This window comes from Mucilaginibacter sp. KACC 22773 (genome assembly GCF_028736215.1).
Classification (GTDB): Bacteria; Bacteroidota; Bacteroidia; order Sphingobacteriales; family Sphingobacteriaceae; genus Mucilaginibacter.
Map to the genome: position 1 here is coordinate 728,388 of NZ_CP117883.1, position 18,367 is coordinate 746,754.

Sequence of the window (18,367 nt, forward strand, 5' to 3'; positions counted from 1 at the left end):
TGCCATGTACCTCAACGTTCACTCCCAATATAGCCTTCGCTTTGGCACCATGTCAATCCCGGCATTGGTGGAGGAAGCTATTGCCTGCGGTGTAACCCAGATGGTACTCACGGATATCAACAATTCCACCGGCATCATGGAATTTATGCGGGAGTGCGACGAAAAAGGTATTAAGCCCATTGCAGGCCTGGAATTCAGACGGGATAAACGCTTGCTTTACTTTGGCATCGCCCGCAATAAGGAGGGCATGAAGGAATTAAATGATTTCCTGACGGAGCATAACCTGGAACAAAAGCCATTACCTGATCTCGCGCCGGCTTTTGCAAATGCTTTTATTGTTTATCCCTACGGGCATGAGCCGCCGCTGAAGGAAAACGAATACCTGGGCATCCGTTATGGTCAGCTTAACAGCTTATTTAACAAAGACCTTAGCGCTGTCAGGGAAAAACTGCTGGCTTTGCAGCCGGTCTTTATCGCTGATAAAATTGAATACCGCTTACATGAATATTTGCGGGGCATTGATCTGAACGTGGTACTGACAGAAGTAACCACTGAAGATAAATGTGCCTCCACCGATAAATTTTTAGCACCCGGCCAACTGGAAGCTAAATTTTCCAGGTATGCCTTTATACTGGACAATACCCGGAACCTGATGAACCGCTGTGTGATGGATTATCCCAAAGGCAGGGTTAATTTAAACCGCAAAACCTTTACCGGCAATAAGAAAAATGACCGGGAGCTTTTGGAAAAACTGGCTATCAGCGGTATGGAGTATCGCTACGGCAAATCCAATAAAGAAGCGCTGCGCCGGGTTAAACATGAACTTAAAGTTATTTGCGAACTCGATTTCTGTGCTTATTTCCTGATTACCTGGGATATTATCCGCTACTCCAGCTCGCAAGGCTATTATCATGTGGGCCGGGGTTCCGGGGCGAACAGCATTGTGGCCTACTGTCTGAAAATAACGGATGTTGACCCTATTGAACTGGACTTATATTTTGAAAGGTTCCTGAATGCACAGCGAACTTCACCGCCCGATTTCGATATTGATTATTCCTGGGATGAGCGGGAAGATGTGCAGGATTATATTTTTAAACGCTACGGCAGTCAACACACCGCTTTGCTGGGAACCATGTCTACCTTTAAGGATCGCAGCATTATTCGCGAGATCGGTAAGGTCATGGGGTTGCCTAAGTCCGAGATCGACGGCTTTACTGATCAGACGCGGGCGGCGGTTAATCAAAACAACGATACATTCAGAAAGATCGTCGCCATCCATGAACGAATGGCGAATATGCCGAACCAACGCTCCATCCACGCCGGTGGAGTATTGATAACCGAAGACCCGATCACTTATTATACAGCACTTGATCTGCCGCCAAAGGGAATGGCGACCGTACAGTGGGATATGTATGAAGCCGAAAAGATCGGCTTTGATAAATACGATATTCTTAGCCAGCGGGGTATTGGACATATCAAGATGGCGGTAAAGTTGGTCGAAGAAAACCAGCAGCGCAAGATCGATATCCACCAGGTCAAGAACTTCATGAAAGACCCGGCGGTCAATGCCAATCTAAGGATAGGGAATACAAAGGGTTGCTTTTACATCGAATCGCCGGCAATGATCCAGCTCAACCGGAAACTGGGTTGCGATAACTACCTGATACTTGTCGCCGCCAGTTCTATCATCCGGCCCGGTGTGGCCAGTTCCGGAATGATGGGCACTTATATCAAATATCACCATGCCCCGGATACCGTGCAATACCTGCACCCGGTCATGGAAGAAATATTAAAGGAAACTTATGGCGTGATGGTTTACCAGGAAGATGTGATCAAAGTTTGTATCCATTTTGCGGGAATGGATGGAACGGACGCCGATATTTTACGGCGGGGCATGAGCGGCAAGTACCGCTCAAAAAAGGAATTTGAGAGACTGGTGGAAAGATTCCATCAGGAAGCGATTGCATTAGGTCGTCCGGAAGATATCGTGAAGGAAGTATGGCGTCAGGTGTCTTCCTTTGCGGGTTACAGTTTCTCCAAAGCGCATTCTGCCAGCTTCGCGGTGGAAAGCTACCAAAGTCTGTACCTGAAAACCTACTTCCCACGGGAATTTATGGTGGCAGTGTTAAACAATTACGGGGGATTTTATAACCGGGCGCTATATGTGCAGGAGTTGCAGCGCTCAGGGGGAATCGTACATCTGCCATGTGTGAACAACAGCGATAGCATTGTTAATATCATTGGCGTAGATGTTTACCTCGGCTTCGTGGGTATTCATGGTTTAAATGAAACTTTCATTGAACTGATCCCTGAAGAACGCCGAAAGAACGGTATTTACCATAGCCTGGAGGATTTTATCAAAAGAACCGGCATTGGTTTGGAGCAGGCCATCACGCTTATTCGCGTGGGTGCACTGCGGTTTACCGGAAAGAGCAAAAAGGAATTATTGTGGGGCATACATCTTTTATTCGGAGCTAAGGCAAAGCCCAACAATAATGCGGAACTATTTTGCCTGGAGGCAAAGAACTATTCCCTGCCTGTACTGGTCAATACCCAATTGGAGAATGCCTACCATGAACTGGAATTGCTCGGCTTTCCCTTAAGTATGACTATGTTCGAACTGTTGCAAACCGATTATCGCGGCGAAGTGGGTGCCAATGACCTGATCAATCATGTGGGACAAGTGGTTAGGATGGTCGGACAGTATGTATGCGAGAAGACAGTACTTACCAAAAACAATCAAAAGATGTGGTTCGGCAATTTCTTGGATGTCGAAGGCAATACTTTTGATACGGTACATTTTCCCAATAACACACCCATGTATCCTTTCCGTGGCGCAGGCTGCTACCTGATACTCGGTAAGGTTGTCGCCGAGTTCGGTTTTGCCAGCCTTGAAGTTCTTAAGTTTGCTAAGCTGCCAATCTTACCAAATCCCGTAATTTCTTAAACCTCTAAAACATGGATAGAATCAATATTAAATGCGCGGTTGAGGGCCAGGAACTGGACCTGCAATTTGACAAAAAAGCCATGCCCGGTGAAGCCGGGCCGTGTTTTATGATATCCGCTTATGGCTGCTTTAAAGGCTATATAGCCAGGCAAAAGAATGGTGGTTATCAGCCAATAGGCACCTCTTATTATAACGCAGAGGATCTGCAGGTGATCGCCGAACATTTGAGAAAACAAGTCATGTGATATTTCGGCAGTCTTAATAATACATTGGAAATGGCATTAAAAAAGGAGTCCCCTCGCACTTGCTGCAAGAGGACTCCAAACTAAACCTTATCACCATGGCAGATAAGAATATGAACTATTTGAGGTATTTAGGTATTAATTTCATTTTAGACGGTCATTTTACGTTTACTCCCTTGCTTTTTTCCGGGCAGCTCCTCCTTTTGCTGCTTTCCTTGTTTTTGGTTATCATTCTGCTTTTGACTGCTACTTTGTTTCTGTTCCGGGTTGAGCAGCTCTTCCCGTTTGATCTTTTTCTGCTGATGATCAAAAAGGTCAACGGTTTTGAATTGCGGGCTGGCGGCAATAAAATATTTCTTTTCCTCACCGTTACGCTCAACCGTGATCTGTTGGGTATTACCTTTTTTTAAAGAGCGGAACAGACTTTCGGTACCTTCCGGGGTATTTAGTTCTTTAATGCCTTTGCCAGCAAGCACATCTTCCAGCTTAAACCCATAGTTTTCGCTGAATCGTTTGATCTCCTTGTTGCCGTTTTGGGTCAGGTTATCGTTATCCAGTTGCAGCCAGGCCTGGTATTTCTCACCATCCTTGTTAAACAGCTGTTTATGTACGGCGCGCCCTTCCATCAGGTTGAAAGCTTCTTTCGCGGTGATCCCATTGCCTTTATTAATATAAAAGGTTTGATTCATTTCTTTTTCTTTTCCCTTATTCATGGTGGCGTCGAACTTGTTGAAGAAATACATATCCTGGTTATCCCCGGCTTTAAAATGCAAGTTGTAATCCACCTTTTGCTGGTTAAACTCATGCTTGGCCATCAGGTTGAATTCCGGTACTTTTTTATTGATGTTTTTTTCTAACGCTTCATTTACCTGTTCGCCAAATCCAAGATTCAGCAGGCTTTTCTTTAAGAAATCTAAATTCTGTGTGTTCATATTATTGAAATTTAATTGATTGAAAAAATCGATTTGCTGAGGATTATTTTCGGTCAGGTATGCAACAGCCGATACTTTATCAAGCGTCCAGGGTATAGTCATGCTTCCCGGTAATTGTTGGGCCAGCTGTTTTGCCAGTACCTGGCAGGCTATTTCTTTAGGGATATCCGGCTCAAAAGCGCGGTAGCTGATGTTCATCGTACCTTGTTGATATAAAGCGGTGTCATAGTGATCGAGCACGATGGGTCCATCAGCGTCCTTACGATACAGGCTGAACCAGCTGTCAAGCGCAAGACGCTCGAAAACTTCGCGGTACTGAATAGAAAATTGTGACCGGTCACTTAGGACAATTTCCCGCAGACGGTCCACGAGTTCCGGTTTGACAAAGCCAAGATCAGCTAGCTGGGTTTTCAATTCATAGAAGTTAATGCCTGCATCCCTGCTTGCCGGCCGGTTATTGATGCTGTCCATTTTTGACCCTCCTTCTTGTTTTTTGCGCGGTTGTGTCCAGCGTCTTGACTTTGAACCCTTGCCTTGCAAGGTTCTGATTCAGCTTTTCAGCGGTGATCGGACGCAGCTTATCATCCAGCAATTTGATGCAACGGTTGGCAGGATCAGCCTGGACATAAATATTTTGATATTGTTTACCCTGCTTCCAATAGGTCGGGATTTGCTGGCCGTTTTCCAGGTAGCGGGTGAGCTCTTCCTTGTTGCGGATGATAGCTGGCATACCGGCCAGCGCGGTTTTAATGTCAAAAGCGTGTGCCGGGTCGTAGTGCTGTACCCCGTTTGGACCGAGTTCAACCCACCTGTGGTTTTCGTGCCCGGAGGCGTCGGTGTATTGCTGCTTCATCGCACGTCCTTCCAGCAGGCTCCAGATCTGGTTGGTTTTAAGGTTGGGCCAGTCGCTGAGTTCAAATTCCTGGGCTTTGGTAATTTTGCCGTTCTGCACCAAACTTCCCCCAATACGGTTCAGCTGAAAATTACCATAAGGGTCCTTTTCAAAATGAAGATCGAGACTCACCCGCTTTTCCGGCCCAAGCTGGCAATCCAGTGGTACGCGGATATTCTTTTGATCCTGGTCAAGGTGTTGCTCCAGCCGCCCGGCGAAGGAACCGAGTCCGGCTTCCTTCAACTGTACTTTGAGAGTTGCCATATTGTTGTCCCGCTGCAGCTGATCTTTCTTTAGGTAAGCCGGGCCGTCAAAAAGCCGGTCTTTCAGTTGAGAAAAGATCCTCCGTAACAGGTTGGGAAATAACTGCTTTTCAAGCCTGATAATCTGGTTGTTCAGCAATAGCATAAATGGCTTTTCATCGGGTCTAGCAGTTGAGCGTAAACGATGGGCGGCAAGCCGCAAGTGGTCAAGCTGCAGGCGTGATAATACAGTTACATCGATTGTGCCCGCCTTGAGCAGGGGTTCGATTTCTTTTTTGCGGTCTTCCCAGCTTTTAAATGCCAGGAGAACACGGTTCGCTGCTTTTTCCATGACTGTTATCGTTTACGGGTATTATCTCGCAGGAGCACAGCAAAATTATCCTTCAGCTTAACTCTGATCTTTTTTACTTTTTTACTAAACAGTTCCTTTGCGGCATTGATGCCACCCGTCGCCGCTTGTGTGCCCAGCGATTGGTCCATACTCAAAAACTGCATGCTTTCAACCGCTGAGTTTGCACCATCGCCCGCCGCACCCGATAGCTCCGCCTCTGGCGCAGGGATACCCGGCATCCCGTCCAAACTGAAAACCGTCAAGTCGGCCGGCAGGATGTCCTTACCGATCCTGATGTTCTGGATATTCAGCAATAGCCGCTGGTTGGTGACCTGGCAGGCTCCAAACAACAACTGTCCTTTAGGAAGGGTGACGCCTCTTAATATCACCGAATCGGTTAGTTTAAGCCGAACCGTTCCGCCGTTCATTACTTTTTGCCTGCCGTCAATGATTGCAGGGATTGCTTTGAAAGCAGTGTCTTCGGTTTTATTTTTAGGTTTTTCTTTAACTGATTGCGGGTTTTGAATGGCCTGGATCTTCGTCAGCATATCATTCAACTGTTTCATCTCGGGATCATTTCCGCCCGAAGAATTCATCGCCTGCATCATTTTATTCAGCCTTTTCACCTCCGGATCCGGCGGGGCCGGTGTATAGCTTTGCGGTTGCGGCTGACTGATCTGCCGGTTGATTAGTGCCAGCTTCTCCTGTATCTTGGCGGATTGCTGATCGGCGTTATTGGCGTATCGAGGTGTCGCCGGCTTTCTCACCTGTGCGGAATCTCTATCTGCCTTGTTAGGGTCAAAGCCCATGGCCTGCATGAATGATTTGCTCACACCATCTTTGGTATGGGTGCTGTCTTTCTTTTCAGATTGATAAATGCCCATTTTATCTGGTGCCGTTTTTTCCTTGAACTGGGCAGAAGGCAACGCCAGGTTGATTCCTTTCTGCGGTGCTGCAGCGACGGCCTTTGACCCGTCTTTACCTCCGCCTAACGCCCAAAAAGCCATAGTCAGAAATGGAATGATTAGAACGGGAATGGCCATATAGAACTTCCTTTTCTTCTGAAATTCGGGTGAATGTTGCGGGAATTGTCCGCCTTGGTTTTGATTTTCCATTGTATTTACTTTTTAATGGTTAATGAATCTGTTCTTAGGATAGGTTTTTTGTCCGGTTCAGGTATATCGGATGGTTGCCCGATATGAATCGGCAGGTAATCTGGTCTCACTTTGCCTATCGTTGTTGTTTGCTGTGCATGAAAGAAGTTGAAGCAGATGACCGCTATCCATACCGCGCAAAACATCCAAAGGAATTTTCGTTGCCCGGCTTTGGTATACCGGTTTACCCTGCGGTTGATTGTTGTGACAACAGAAATTTGCCACCTGATGATCTGCGCAGCAATGCGGGCGGCGATTCGTTCTGCGCCCGGATCACCCTCTTCTCGTTTTTTGTTTAGGAATTGCATAACCTTATTTTTGAACGACGGTATCACGGTTTGCCAATATTTCCCAATGCTGGATGAGGAATCCATGTGGATTATTGTCGGTTTGTATCGCTATATCCCTTACCTCTCCCTGGGTTACCAGTTTCCGGTAAACCGTTCCGCTGGAGCGCACCAGTTTTTCGGTCGCATAACAGGTAAAAATATAGGGCCATTGATTTCCTTCCAGTCGTGTGCTATCCACGGAAATCTCCTGAGAGATGTTTGCGGAGATCAGGTTGTTATAGTACCCCGATTCCCGCAAATTATCATATTGCCTTTTCGCGGACTCATCTGCGAGATAAAGCGCCTTGCCAACATTGGCCTGGATAGCTTTATCATCCGGACTCAGGTCGAAAAAATCCTCATGGAACGTTTTAATATGATCCCGTAATTCTACCGGCAGATTTGTTTTACGTTCAGCGGCAATCGCTTCCAGTAGTTTTCCGTTATATAGGATGTGTACCTGGTTATGTGCCAGGCTAACTGCCTGGGTACTTTTGTAAATGCAAAAGCACATCGTCAGCACATTGCCGATAATAAGAAAAATGCTGAACTGTTTGATATGCTTAAATGCAGTGTCTATGTTTTTAAGTTGTGTGAACATGTTCTTCGTTTTAATAAATGTTTATTTTCCTGATAATTTCTTTTCCTGGTAATCTGCGGATTTACCGGCTCCATTGTAACCGGCCATGAAGTCGGATGGCATATTCCGGATATTCGATGCACCTTGTTCCATCCGGCCACCTACAGTTGAAGCGGCGTTCATTGTCGTATTCCCTGTGCTGATGACCATTGTATTTACTTTCTGAAGTAAGCCATGGCCGCCTCCGGCGTTAACGATATAATTGGCAACGCTCGGCACCGTGAAATAGCCGATAATGCCGATAATCAGGAATATGAGATAAGCTGTGTCTGTGGAATTGAAAAAAGTATCGCCAGAATTCTGAACCTGAGAGATGTCGATCTTCAGCATGTTCTCTTGCACCTTTCCGATGATGGCTCCAAAGATGTTTGCTACCGGAAGCCAGAGAAAGACATTGATATACTTGGCCAGCCAGGAAGTCAACGTGTGCTGGAAGCCGTCGAATACGGAAAGACCGATTACCAGCGGCCCGAGAATAGCCAGCACGATCAGGTAGAATGTCCGGATGGTGTTGATACAAAGTGCTGCCGCTTCGTAACAAACCTGTAATACTTCTGACATCCATTGCTTTACCGTATTGCGAAAATTATAGGAAGCCTTGGCCATGGCAAATTTCATATCGTTACCCACGCTGGCCAGCATGCCTTCCTTGTCACCTGTAGGATCATTCGGGTGGGTATATTTGTACCATTTTTCACGATCGCCATCACCATCTGCCCCCTGGTACATTTGCCAGGTATCGGTTTTTTCAACAGCCGCTTCCTTAGCCTGTAATAACCGGGCGATGGCCGCATCAGAATTTTGGACCATTCCGCCCGTAGCGCTTACCGTCGGTTGCATGACGCCGTTGATCACGGAGATAACCGTTGGAAATAATAAAATGGCAAGGCCTAAACCAAAGGGACGCATCAACGGGTAAAAATCGATGGGTTCTGCACTGGCGATCTGGCGGTAAACCCTTACTGCTATATACCATAGCGCCCCAAAACCGGCGATACCCTGTCCGACACCAATCAACTGGCTGCACATGGGCAGCATGTCGTTGTATACCCCATCCAATGTGCCTTGTAGCCCTTTAATATCGTCAGCCAGTCCCGCGGCATGAGATAACGACGGGATAAATGCGATCGCCAGCATTAAAATCGTAGTCTTGATGAATTGTATTTTCATAGCAGTTGTTTTAATTTATTCCATAGAGTTGTTTAAGTGTTTGGGTGTTTGCAGCGTCTTTACTGCGTTGCAGGGACAGGGTGATACCCTGGTTACCGAAGGATTGCAGAAACTGTAACCGATCTGAACTGCTCGAATAGATCCGGTCTATGCCTTTAATGCGGTCCGCATCCGACATTCGCAGTTTACCTGCCGTTATAATATTGGTCAGGTCCCCGATATCATCCAGCGTCTGACTGACCAGCCTGGTATAAACGTCGCTCATGTAGCTTAGCTCTGCAACGGAAAAGCTGCCACTCTGGTGAAAGAGGCTGGTTTGAGTTTTGTATTGTTTAATCAAACTCGCCTGCATCAGGAGGATATCGGCAATACGTCCGTAGTCGCGTACAGCTGGGCTTACGGCCAGCAACCCGGTCAGGTATAAATCATGCAGGTCAAAATTACCTTTTGATAAAGATGAGATGCTGCCATATCCCTGCTGGTAGATCTGGTACCCGGTCTTCATATCGGTGAGGATACTTTTCATTTGGGTCAGTTTCTCAATATCCAGGATAAGCTGCTGCATTTCCTGCGCTTGTGCCTTGCAGGAAACAGTTTTCAAAAGGCCCCCTACGGATAGAGCGGCGATCAGTAATAATCTGGAGGCAGTTTTCATAACATCCTATTTAATTAACTCCGTTCATTTGTTTGGCGACCAAAACGTCTTTTTGTTCCTGTTTTCGCTGTAGAGCGTAAGCTTTGGCCTGTTTGGTAAACCCGGTAGCGAAATGATAATTCTCCTGCATGGCGGCGTGTATCTTACCGATCAGGACGATGCGGTCTGCATCGCTCATTTTTACTTTGCCATCAGTGACCACGCTTTGAAGCGTGCTGATCTGCTGGTCACAATCCTTCAATACCGCGCTGCGAACACCGGACAGGTATCTTTTTTCCTCATTGGTCAGGCCATCGATCTGGTCTATGACCTCCAGTATAGTCAGGATATCTTTTTGCCAGCTGAGTATCTCTTTTACCTGTCCGTCATTTTTTACCGGTGCGCCGGCAATTTCCATACGGTTATAATAAGCGGCATGCAGGCTGTTTTCAGAACCTAAAGAACCGGAGATCGAGCCCAGCCCGTTATGGGCAACCCTGTAACCCTGTTTCAGATAGGTAGAAAAGACCTGTAAAGCGGCGATCTGCTGTAAAAGGTATTTTTTTTGCGTACTGTTTTGCTGGAACCATTCGCCAAAAGTTTGTGCTTTGACGGTTGCCGCCATTCCGGAATAGATCGCAGTAAAAAGTGCAAACACCAGCAACGATCTCGACCTGCCCTTCAGCCAGCAGGAATTTCTGAGTGATTGATCAATTGATTCCATATAATGCTTTTGTGGTTTGTGTATCTCCTAAATCTTTACTGCGCTGTAGGCTCAGCATTTCGTTCTCTGTATTGTACCGGCGCATATCACTGTAATTGTCATCCAGCTTGTCCCCGGCACGGTTGATGAGTTCCAGGCGCTGCTCATCGGACATCTGGGTTTGGTTACTGCTCACGATCATCATGATCTGATCGAGGTTCTTCGCGCTTGCCGTAAGTATGCCCGTATATACAGATTCCATCTGGAGCAGCTCAGCAGCAGAGAAGTGCTGATCCTGTTTCATCAGCGACCATGCCTGTTGATATTCCGTGACAAGTGCGACTTGTTTTACCGTTAGATCCTTAATTCGCTGGTAATAGACAATCGTTGATTTGATTTTCCATAACTCGTCGTAATAGCTGCCGAAAAGCTGGCGCTGTTGACCTGACCAGCTGGATATCTCCGACAGTTTCAATTTAGACAGTTCGTTTTCCAGCGCCTTTTGTGCATTCTGCAACCAGATGGTTTGATTTTGCATCCGCTGTACCTTGAGGTCAATCGCCTTGATTACCTTGGTCACCGTTAGCTTGATGATGTCGCCAACCACAAACTGAGCCTTGGCTTGTTGCGGATGAATACTCATGACCAAAAACAAGATCATTACAGGCAGTATTAGCTTTATTTTTTTCATAATAATCTCCCTTCTCCCGCTAAAAAGCGGAAGTCAATCCAAATAAAATTTACGATTAAGACTTACCGGATCTTCCGGAACAGGGTCTTTTTTATTAATACTCCGGGTGTATCCGGTGACAAACGGATCTGCCTGCCATATTCACCTTCCGACAGCATTTGTTGTTCTGAATTCCAGACTGCCTGCCAGGTTTCCTTCTTGAACTGCATGGGCAGTTTTTGACCGTTCCTGATCTTTTGAAACCCAGTTCTGGATTCAATACTATACGTTTTGGCAGTGAGATTTACCGCATCAATGATCAGTGTGTCAAAGGCCATGCTATATTCACTTTGAGACTGATTAATATAAACGCCAGATAAAGCGGGGTTTTTACTGTTATTGCAGGCAGTATCGATTGCTGCACAGCAAATAAGAATGAGCAATTTGATAGTTTTCATGTTATGTGATTTATTAAGCTACTTTTTCTTTTAATTCCTGGACCAGTGCGGCAATGCCTTTTTCCACGCTGCCGAACTTGTCGGCATATTCCTGAACTTTGACCCGCTCTTTTCCTTCAGTCGTATAGGCATAATATTCCTCCGGGCAAAGTTCATTTTTAACGACTTTCATAACCTGACCTCCGAGGTCGATATAGATCTCCCGGTTGTCCTTGTTCACGGACAAGACCTGTGTTTTTCCCTTATCAGACATCCCAAGTGCATCCTGCAGCTTATCGAACTTATTCATGAACTTGCGCATGTCCATCAGGATCTTGATGTCCGCGTTGTTAATAATAGCGTCCTTGATTACAGGCGAACTGATCAGATCGTCCAGTTCCTGGCTAACTACATTAGGTATACCATTGAATTTCCGGATAGTCTTAAAGGCATACTGGATAAATCCGGCCATCCCAGAGTTTGCAATCGCTTTCCATGCTTCGTCAATCGTCAGCACTTTTCTGATGCCTTTTAATTTCCTGATCTTGGAAAGAAAAAGTTCTGCAATCAAAAGCGTAATTACCGGGAAAAGTATGGGATGGTCTTTAATATTGTCCAACTCTATGACCACGAATCGCTGCTCCAGGATGTTCAGGTTGTCCGTGGCATTCAATAAATAGTCAAACTCACCTCCTTTGTAGTAGGGCCGCAGGACATATAAGAAGTTATCGATGTCAAAATCCTTGTCCTTTACGTTATGGTTCTTCAGGATCTGTACATATTCTTTTTGCAGGTATTCATAAAAGGAATTAAAGCAGGCGAAAACCTTACGGTTGGTCTCCAGGAATTGGAAATACCCCTGTAATGCATTGGAAAGCGCGACGTACTCACTGCGCATAAAGCTTTCGTTTTCCTGTTTCCAGAGTGTGACCAGCAGTGCCTTCAGGCTTTCCTTTTTTTCCGTATCTAAAGATTGTCCCGCTGGCAGGTAAAAAGGGTTAAATCGGATAGGATTGCTTTCCTCATAGGTAAAATAATAACCGCCAACCAGTTCACATAAACCCTTGTAGCTGCCGCCTATATCCACGGTGACACAGTGCGCACCCTGGTCATATAATGTTCTTAAGATATGGTTTACCGTCATGCTTTTACCGCCACCTGAGGTGCCGCAAACCAGCATGCCCATATTGGAGGTGATCCCTGTTTTCCGGGGTGCGTCAAAGAGGTCTATAAAAACCGGTTTTCCCGTAAGCCGGTCACAGAATCGGATGCCCTCCGCAGGTGGATCACTTCGATAGTTCCCCTCCAGGTTTAAAAAGCAAGCGGCCTGTTCCAAAAAAGTATCGAAGGTGTCATTTTCCGGAAAATCTGCGGCATTGCCCGGTATGCCCGCCCACCATACCTGTGCGGCCCCGTCCGACTCCTGTTTGCAACTCGCGCCGATTTGTGCCATTGCGGAACCTACCTGGTTTTTGATGTCCTGTAATTCATCTTTATCGTCCGTCCAGGCCAGTACATTGAAATGGGCTTTTATGGGCAGCCTTTGCTGGCTTATCGCTTCATTCAGAAAATCATTGGTTGCGTCACGGCTGATTGCATTTTCCCGGCTATAGGCGGATAGGGATTGCAGCCGGAGCTTTTTGGCCTCCAGGGCTTTCAGGGTTTTCCCGGTATCGCTTATAAAAAGATATTGATTGTAGATATGATTGCAATTCAATAACAGATTCAGCTGTGTGGTGAAACCTATTGGAAATTTAGTCTTATCCGAACTGTATTTGTCGTAGGTCATCCGGCTGCCGCAAAGCGCCGGCAGATCTTCCGTATCGCCAAGCGAAAACAGCTGGGCGTGCTGGTCACCAACCTGGATTCTGTCTTTCAGATGGATATCCTTGATCATCGGACGATCTTTGGCAGATAGCAAAAAACAGTACTGTTCCAAAATGCCAGGTCTAACTTCGGTACCGGCCAGTTCATCATTTTTTAGGCGGCTTAATTTGATCAGTCCGCAATCGCCCAGGATCCTTTCGAACTGCCCGACTTTTTCAAGGAACTCAGGTAACATCCGTTCATCGGTAGTTTGCTTTGGAGCCACGTTCTTCCGGAGAATACCCGAAAAGGCGCTGCTGGCTTGTTTCCGGTCAGCTGCCTTTTGCGTGAGCATCAGGTAGCAGGAATGATCAAGGAAGGGGCGGCCACGGAAATGCCGGTCTGCCGCTGCCGTCAAAAAATTCTCGGGCAGTCCACCTGCGCCCTTATAGGAATTACGGATGAATATATCCTGTTTATGTAAGATACTATGCTTGGGTAAAACCCTGATCGCGCGTACCCAGGATTGATGATAAACTTCATAATCCTCCTCTGATAAAGTAAATATCTCCGGTAAGAAAACCTGATAAGCTACAGTAAGATCTCCGTGGACCGAAACCATGCAATCATGTTCAACTTTGTAGATCGGGAAAATTTTTTCCGCGTTACTGAATACTGACATCTTTATTTAATTAATCGGGTGAACAATTTGCGTGAACGGAATTTTAGGTAACCCGGCAGGTAATTTTTCGCACCGCGCTTCATCAAACCGTATTGGCCGTATTTATGGCTGAGTTTATAGACCTGCATAAACAGGCCAGTGCCAAGGAGGCTGATGATGATAATGCAGAGATAGACCGGAAAACCGATGATATAAATGATTGCGAACAGGACGAGCAATCCAACCAATCCACCGGCGAGGTAGCCGATATATTGTGCTTTAAGGCCCTTAAACTCTATTGGTTTATTGATCCCTTTATTGATTTGATATACCGGCATTACTTGACCCCCCTTCCATTTTTTCGTGTCCTGGTATTTTGCTGCAAACCGATTAACTGTTCCGACAAAGTCTTTTCCCGGTTTTCCTTTGAAATGAAGGTTCCATCAGGCAGGTTATAGTGGCGGGCCAAGCCGATCGGGTCCAGTTCGATGATCGGTGGAACAGTAACTATTTCGACGTTTTCGGGACGTTCGCCGGCTTTTATATTACCGTCGTAAATATTCTTTTTCTCTTTATCGAAAGGAATAACCGTAGAATCATCTTCCCAAAAATCCTTCATAGATATTATATTCCAGGGAGCTGCTGTTTCCCGGAACTCGTAAATACGTGCATCCACAGTGAACAGTGTACCGCCGATTACATATTCAGGCAGCTTGCGCGCCATGCCTTTTGATGTTTTGTGATCCGCCATGATTTAATTTTTATACTCCAAAAAATGATTTTAAGACAGTGGCAACCACTACCAGGAAGATGCAGCTGCCGAACCAGCTGGATGCGACCTTGCCCGTATCATGTTCTCCATCGTTCCATTTCTTAAATACTTTGATTGCACCCACCAGTCCCACAATTGCCCCGATGGCATACATCAGGTTCGTCCCGGTATCGAAATAACTCTTTACCTGTGAGGTTGCCTGGTTGATCCCGGCATTGCCATCCTGTGCCTGTGCGGACTGTAGGTTCCATATCAGCAAGCTGATTACCGCTGAGATCCACTTTGCCTGTTTTGTCCAAAGTGTTTTGAATTTTAATAGGTTCGTTTTCATATCCGTTTTATTTATCGTTGTCGTTATTCCAGTAAGATTGCAGTTCGGTTAAAGCCAGGGGAAAAGGGAACTCATCAGCACCTTCGTTGATCAGGTAATCGTTGATCTGGTTTTCATACATGGATCCCGTCAGCGAAGCGTATTTTTGGACGATCAGCCGAAAAAGCATTTCAAAATTTTCCTTTGATTCGCTGGATTCATTGATGACGCGGATCAACGTTTTAACCTCAGAGATCATTTCTGAAAAATCACCAAGCAGATGGGTATCCGTTGGATTGCTGCTAATAGTTGCTGAGGGATGAGGTATTACAGGCGACTCATTTTCATCCGTCGGGCCAAAAGATAATTCTTCCTGCGCCACGAAATCTATGCCTTCCGGTTTTATTGACCCTGTTATCGAGTAATCCGGTAGCTGGAAATCTCCGCCGGCAAATTGATTTACTGCGGGCTTTTTTCCTGTCAGGCGGTAGATCGCTGCCTGAAGTTCCGATCTGTAAAAGGTCAGGCCTACATAACCATAGTAGGCGATCGCTATAAAAATTACTGCTGACCCATAATTGAACCATGAAATTGAATGAAGCATAATCTTTAATTTATCCGCCTGCTTAATTACTGACGGCGACAGGACAAAATTCCGAAGATGGGCTTTCAATCTTATCCGAGTTTGTCCGACTCGGATAGCAACTTTTTTTATAAAAATGAAAAAAGCGGCGTTTAGCCGCTTTAAACAAAGTTTCTACCTGAGCTTTTTTTGAATCCGGAGTAAAAAGGCGCTTTTCATTTCGTCAATATAAACCGTCGGACTGGGGCGGCCGCAAAGCCAGTCGTAGGTATCATAGAAATTCCCAAGGGAAATATTAAAGGACTTTTCAATGAATTTGACGATGCTTTTCAGGTTTTTTTTGCCGAACGCTTCTGTGGCATGCCAGCAATAGATCAGCTCGATCAGGGCGCATTTGGTTTGTTTCCAGTCAAAATCCCGGAACTCAGTATCAATTTGTATAATGGCGTCTCTCTGACTGATCTTCTGAATAGCGTGTTCCAGGTGTTCCTGCATCAGTTCGCTGGCTAATACCTGGGCAAGTTTATGATCATGCGTGGTACTAAAAGTTGGATCAAAGTCAATGACGCATTGATCCGGGTCAAGATGTACATCGTAGTTGCCCCGGACAAAATAGTATTCATCAAGGTAGGTTGCCTGGGTACGTACATACTGGTAAAAGGAGAGATTACTTTCAAAAAAATGATAAAGGATCTTAATTTCATTGGCGAAATAATCCGATACCACTTTGCCGTCACCAATAGGCTTCCTGATCTCCATATTCAGCAGCGATTGGTAAAAAATGAGTTGTGACTTAAATTTGGGTTTGATGTGCTTAAAAAAAACAATTTCTTCAGCTGGTGTGCCAGGATCATTAAGCTTGCAATAGTCTTTTAATTTCCGGAGGTATTTCAAGCAGGCGTGAATGGATTTTTCCAGCCTTTTTATTACCTGATCTTCTTCGAGCGTCAGTGCGTTAAGATCTTTGTTAAGGTCCGCGTATAGCCGGTCGCTAAATTTAGTTATCATCTTGTTACCTTTTTGATAAATGGCTTTGCCACCGGTTAGCCGAAACCGGTGTCGCAAACAAAGCCTTAATTGTATCAGTTTTTCATAGCAGCCCTTTCGGTTTTAGTTCAGGGAAAATAGGTTTTATTGAGATAGTTGATCATCTTTTGCAGGTAGTCTCTTACGATTGCTGCCGTTGCCTGATCGAGACTGTAAAAGGCCTTTCTAAAGCTTTCACGTGAAATATGGATTTGTTTTTTAGTGGTAAAGTATTGAGTAAAGAACCTGGTGATCTTCGAGACATTCGTATCCGGGAAACATCCTGCCTTTGAAAAGATGCGGATAAACAAGGCAAATTGTGGTACGGAAAGATTAAGCGGAAGCTGGATCGGAATATTGGATTTGTTGATTGCCCGTATAGTTTTATCCTGGTTCCCGCTTTTTTCATAGAGCCAGGGCAGCAATACAAGATCGGCAGAAGGAAGTTCCGGTTCAAATGCTTTTTCAGGGTCCACAAACATCCCTGTGAACATTTTAATTTGCTGACTGATAAAAATTGTCTGTTCCCGTTTACCGGATATTTTATTGAATTGAAGCAGGATATGCTCACGATACCAGTTTAAAAACCACTTCGTGTTCAGGTTTTGCCGGTAAAGTGCCTGGGCTAAACGATTCGTTGTTATACCATGAATCGTATACATAAGCTGCTGTACCATTCGAAGCAGGTTCAGTGTTTGTTCCGTCTGCCGGTATGATATCCCGGATTGTACAGCGTCATCGGTCATTTCCTGTACGGAAATACCGATCACTTCTACCAGCGGGATTGCTATCTCTTTACCTGAATAGGAGAGCAATTCCTTCCTGAATTCGTCTATTTGGGCGCACTGCCGGCGGCAGGAATGGATAGTTATTTTGTAATCCAGATCAAAATAATGGTAGCATTGATGGCGGAGGAAATTCAAAAGCTGCTCAAGCTCGCTTAAAATTTGCTCAAAAGGATCTGGGCCGGTTGCGTTCTTCGAATGAGCACCACCAACCGGTATGATTCGGCTGATTTGATTAGATAGCTGAGTGATACCGGCCTGGTGGTATTGTACATACCTTGTGATTACATGTTCTTTGGCGGAGCTGAAAAGCTCGTGCACCCATTTTTCCTTTATTTCCGCAGATAACGTTTGGACGGACTTTACCTGGTCCGGCAACCGTTTAAAGTTGTCAGGGTCAGTAGTGGTCCTGAAATTCTTCAGGACTTCTCCAATGAGTTTTTCAAGCCGGTATAATGCTGATTTAAGCAAAATGCAAACAAGTTGATTAACATTTAGTTAATAATTAAATATGCATTTAATTGACTGAAAGGGCATTTTTAGTTAATTCCATAGATGGGATTTAACTACGCCGTTAACTTTTGGTTGCCAAAATGCGTATTGACTGTAGTGATAATTGTTATCGTTGTATTGGTTGGATCAGTACCTGTTGGTGGATCAGTTTCTCCGGAAAAATTCTTCGGATAAACATCATTGAAATCACAAATCGTACTGATGCTCCTGTTGAGTTTTTTTGATTTTGTCGTTTTCATAGCATTTGATTTTTGGTCAAAACTATTTCGCGATAGGAAGTCTGTGAATTTTGTTACGCCGGGAGGCATTTGGTATATGTAGAAAATTAAGAATGATATTCAAGTGACATAAAAATCCTGATTTTGGTAAAGAGACCAACCATTTTTCTTCACGTGCTCATCTGGCTGATTTTTATTAGCTATGAGATCGCCTACGTGAAATTTACGGTAGGAATACACTCGAATATTTTGGATTTTGTGATTTTCTACGGTTTGAACATTTGCCTGTTTTATTGTAATGCACATATCATTCTGGATTTCGCTTTTTTCAAAACTTCCAAACCATATT

The 18,367-nt window shown here is 45.2% G+C and carries 20 protein-coding genes; 2 read left to right on the forward strand and 18 right to left on the reverse strand.

Annotation, left to right across the window (positions count from 1 at the left end):
* Positions 1 to 4 precede the first annotated feature (4 nt).
* Complete coding sequence (locus PQ469_RS03065) at positions 5 to 2,947, forward strand: DNA polymerase III subunit alpha (protein ID WP_274211666.1); 2,943 nt, start codon at positions 5 to 7, stop codon at positions 2,945 to 2,947.
* An 11-nt stretch (positions 2,948 to 2,958) separates the two neighbouring features.
* Positions 2,959 to 3,192 (forward strand): hypothetical protein, encoded by a 234-nt coding sequence (locus PQ469_RS03070; protein ID WP_258141281.1) that lies wholly within the window; start codon positions 2,959 to 2,961, stop codon positions 3,190 to 3,192.
* 146 nt (positions 3,193 to 3,338) lie between these two features.
* Here PQ469_RS03070 and PQ469_RS03075 read toward each other — a convergent pair whose 3' ends face one another.
* The 18 genes from PQ469_RS03075 to PQ469_RS03160 form a co-directional block, all read right to left on the reverse strand.
* The gene (locus PQ469_RS03075; protein ID WP_274211667.1) at positions 3,339 to 4,592 is read right to left on the reverse strand and encodes a hypothetical protein; all 1,254 of its coding nucleotides are present in this window, start codon (positions 4,590 to 4,592) and stop codon (positions 3,339 to 3,341) included.
* Positions 4,576 to 5,607, reverse strand: coding sequence for a hypothetical protein (locus tag PQ469_RS03080; protein WP_274211668.1), 1,032 nt, complete (start codon positions 5,605 to 5,607; stop codon positions 4,576 to 4,578). Before PQ469_RS03080 ends, PQ469_RS03075 begins: the two co-directional genes overlap by 17 nt.
* Positions 5,608 to 5,612: 5 nt before the next feature.
* The gene (locus PQ469_RS03085; RefSeq protein WP_274211669.1) at positions 5,613 to 6,722 is read right to left on the reverse strand and encodes a conjugative transposon protein TraM; all 1,110 of its coding nucleotides are present in this window, start codon (positions 6,720 to 6,722) and stop codon (positions 5,613 to 5,615) included.
* Between the two features lie 5 nt (positions 6,723 to 6,727).
* The gene (locus tag PQ469_RS03090) at positions 6,728 to 7,069 is read right to left on the reverse strand and encodes a hypothetical protein (protein ID WP_274211670.1); all 342 of its coding nucleotides are present in this window, start codon (positions 7,067 to 7,069) and stop codon (positions 6,728 to 6,730) included.
* Between the two features lie 4 nt (positions 7,070 to 7,073).
* Positions 7,074 to 7,691 (reverse strand): conjugative transposon protein TraK, encoded by a 618-nt coding sequence (gene traK, locus PQ469_RS03095; protein ID WP_274211671.1) that lies wholly within the window; start codon positions 7,689 to 7,691, stop codon positions 7,074 to 7,076.
* A gap of 21 nt (positions 7,692 to 7,712) precedes the next feature.
* The gene (traJ, locus tag PQ469_RS03100; RefSeq protein WP_274211672.1) at positions 7,713 to 8,900 is read right to left on the reverse strand and encodes a conjugative transposon protein TraJ; all 1,188 of its coding nucleotides are present in this window, start codon (positions 8,898 to 8,900) and stop codon (positions 7,713 to 7,715) included.
* Positions 8,901 to 8,910: 10 nt separating this feature from the next.
* Positions 8,911 to 9,555 carry a TerB family tellurite resistance protein gene (locus PQ469_RS03105; RefSeq protein ID WP_274211673.1) on the reverse strand — a complete coding sequence of 215 codons (645 nt, stop codon included), beginning with the start codon at positions 9,553 to 9,555 and terminating at the stop codon, positions 8,911 to 8,913.
* Between the two features lie 10 nt (positions 9,556 to 9,565).
* Entirely contained in the window at positions 9,566 to 10,258 is a 693-nt protein-coding gene (locus tag PQ469_RS03110; protein WP_274211674.1) for a hypothetical protein, read from the reverse strand.
* Positions 10,245 to 10,928, reverse strand: coding sequence for a conjugal transfer protein TraI (locus PQ469_RS03115; protein WP_274211675.1), 684 nt, complete (start codon positions 10,926 to 10,928; stop codon positions 10,245 to 10,247). The genes PQ469_RS03110 and PQ469_RS03115 overlap by 14 nt, the downstream gene beginning before the upstream one ends.
* A 62-nt stretch (positions 10,929 to 10,990) precedes the next feature.
* Complete coding sequence (locus PQ469_RS03120) at positions 10,991 to 11,365, reverse strand: hypothetical protein (protein WP_274211676.1); 375 nt, start codon at positions 11,363 to 11,365, stop codon at positions 10,991 to 10,993.
* 13 nt (positions 11,366 to 11,378) lie between these two features.
* Positions 11,379 to 13,832 (reverse strand): TraG family conjugative transposon ATPase, encoded by a 2,454-nt coding sequence (locus PQ469_RS03125; protein WP_274211677.1) that lies wholly within the window; start codon positions 13,830 to 13,832, stop codon positions 11,379 to 11,381.
* A gap of 2 nt (positions 13,833 to 13,834) precedes the next feature.
* Positions 13,835 to 14,149: a DUF4133 domain-containing protein gene (locus PQ469_RS03130; protein WP_274211678.1), complete on the reverse strand. Its 315-nt coding sequence runs from the start codon at positions 14,147 to 14,149 to the stop codon at positions 13,835 to 13,837.
* Positions 14,149 to 14,562, reverse strand: coding sequence for a hypothetical protein (locus PQ469_RS03135; protein WP_274211679.1), 414 nt, complete (start codon positions 14,560 to 14,562; stop codon positions 14,149 to 14,151). Before PQ469_RS03135 ends, PQ469_RS03130 begins: the two co-directional genes overlap by 1 nt.
* Positions 14,563 to 14,572: 10 nt before the next feature.
* Positions 14,573 to 14,914, reverse strand: a complete 342-nt coding sequence (locus PQ469_RS03140) for a DUF4134 domain-containing protein (RefSeq protein ID WP_274211680.1) — start codon at positions 14,912 to 14,914, stop codon at positions 14,573 to 14,575.
* Positions 14,915 to 14,921: 7 nt separating this feature from the next.
* Positions 14,922 to 15,497, reverse strand: coding sequence for a hypothetical protein (locus PQ469_RS03145; RefSeq protein WP_274211681.1), 576 nt, complete (start codon positions 15,495 to 15,497; stop codon positions 14,922 to 14,924).
* A gap of 153 nt (positions 15,498 to 15,650) precedes the next feature.
* Positions 15,651 to 16,484 (reverse strand): RteC domain-containing protein, encoded by an 834-nt coding sequence (locus PQ469_RS03150; protein WP_274211682.1) that lies wholly within the window; start codon positions 16,482 to 16,484, stop codon positions 15,651 to 15,653.
* Positions 16,485 to 16,591: 107 nt separating this feature from the next.
* The gene (locus PQ469_RS03155) at positions 16,592 to 17,758 is read right to left on the reverse strand and encodes a hypothetical protein (RefSeq protein ID WP_274211683.1); all 1,167 of its coding nucleotides are present in this window, start codon (positions 17,756 to 17,758) and stop codon (positions 16,592 to 16,594) included.
* Between the two features lie 95 nt (positions 17,759 to 17,853).
* Entirely contained in the window at positions 17,854 to 18,039 is a 186-nt protein-coding gene (locus tag PQ469_RS03160; protein WP_274211684.1) for a hypothetical protein, read from the reverse strand.
* Positions 18,040 to 18,367: the final 328 nt, after the last annotated feature.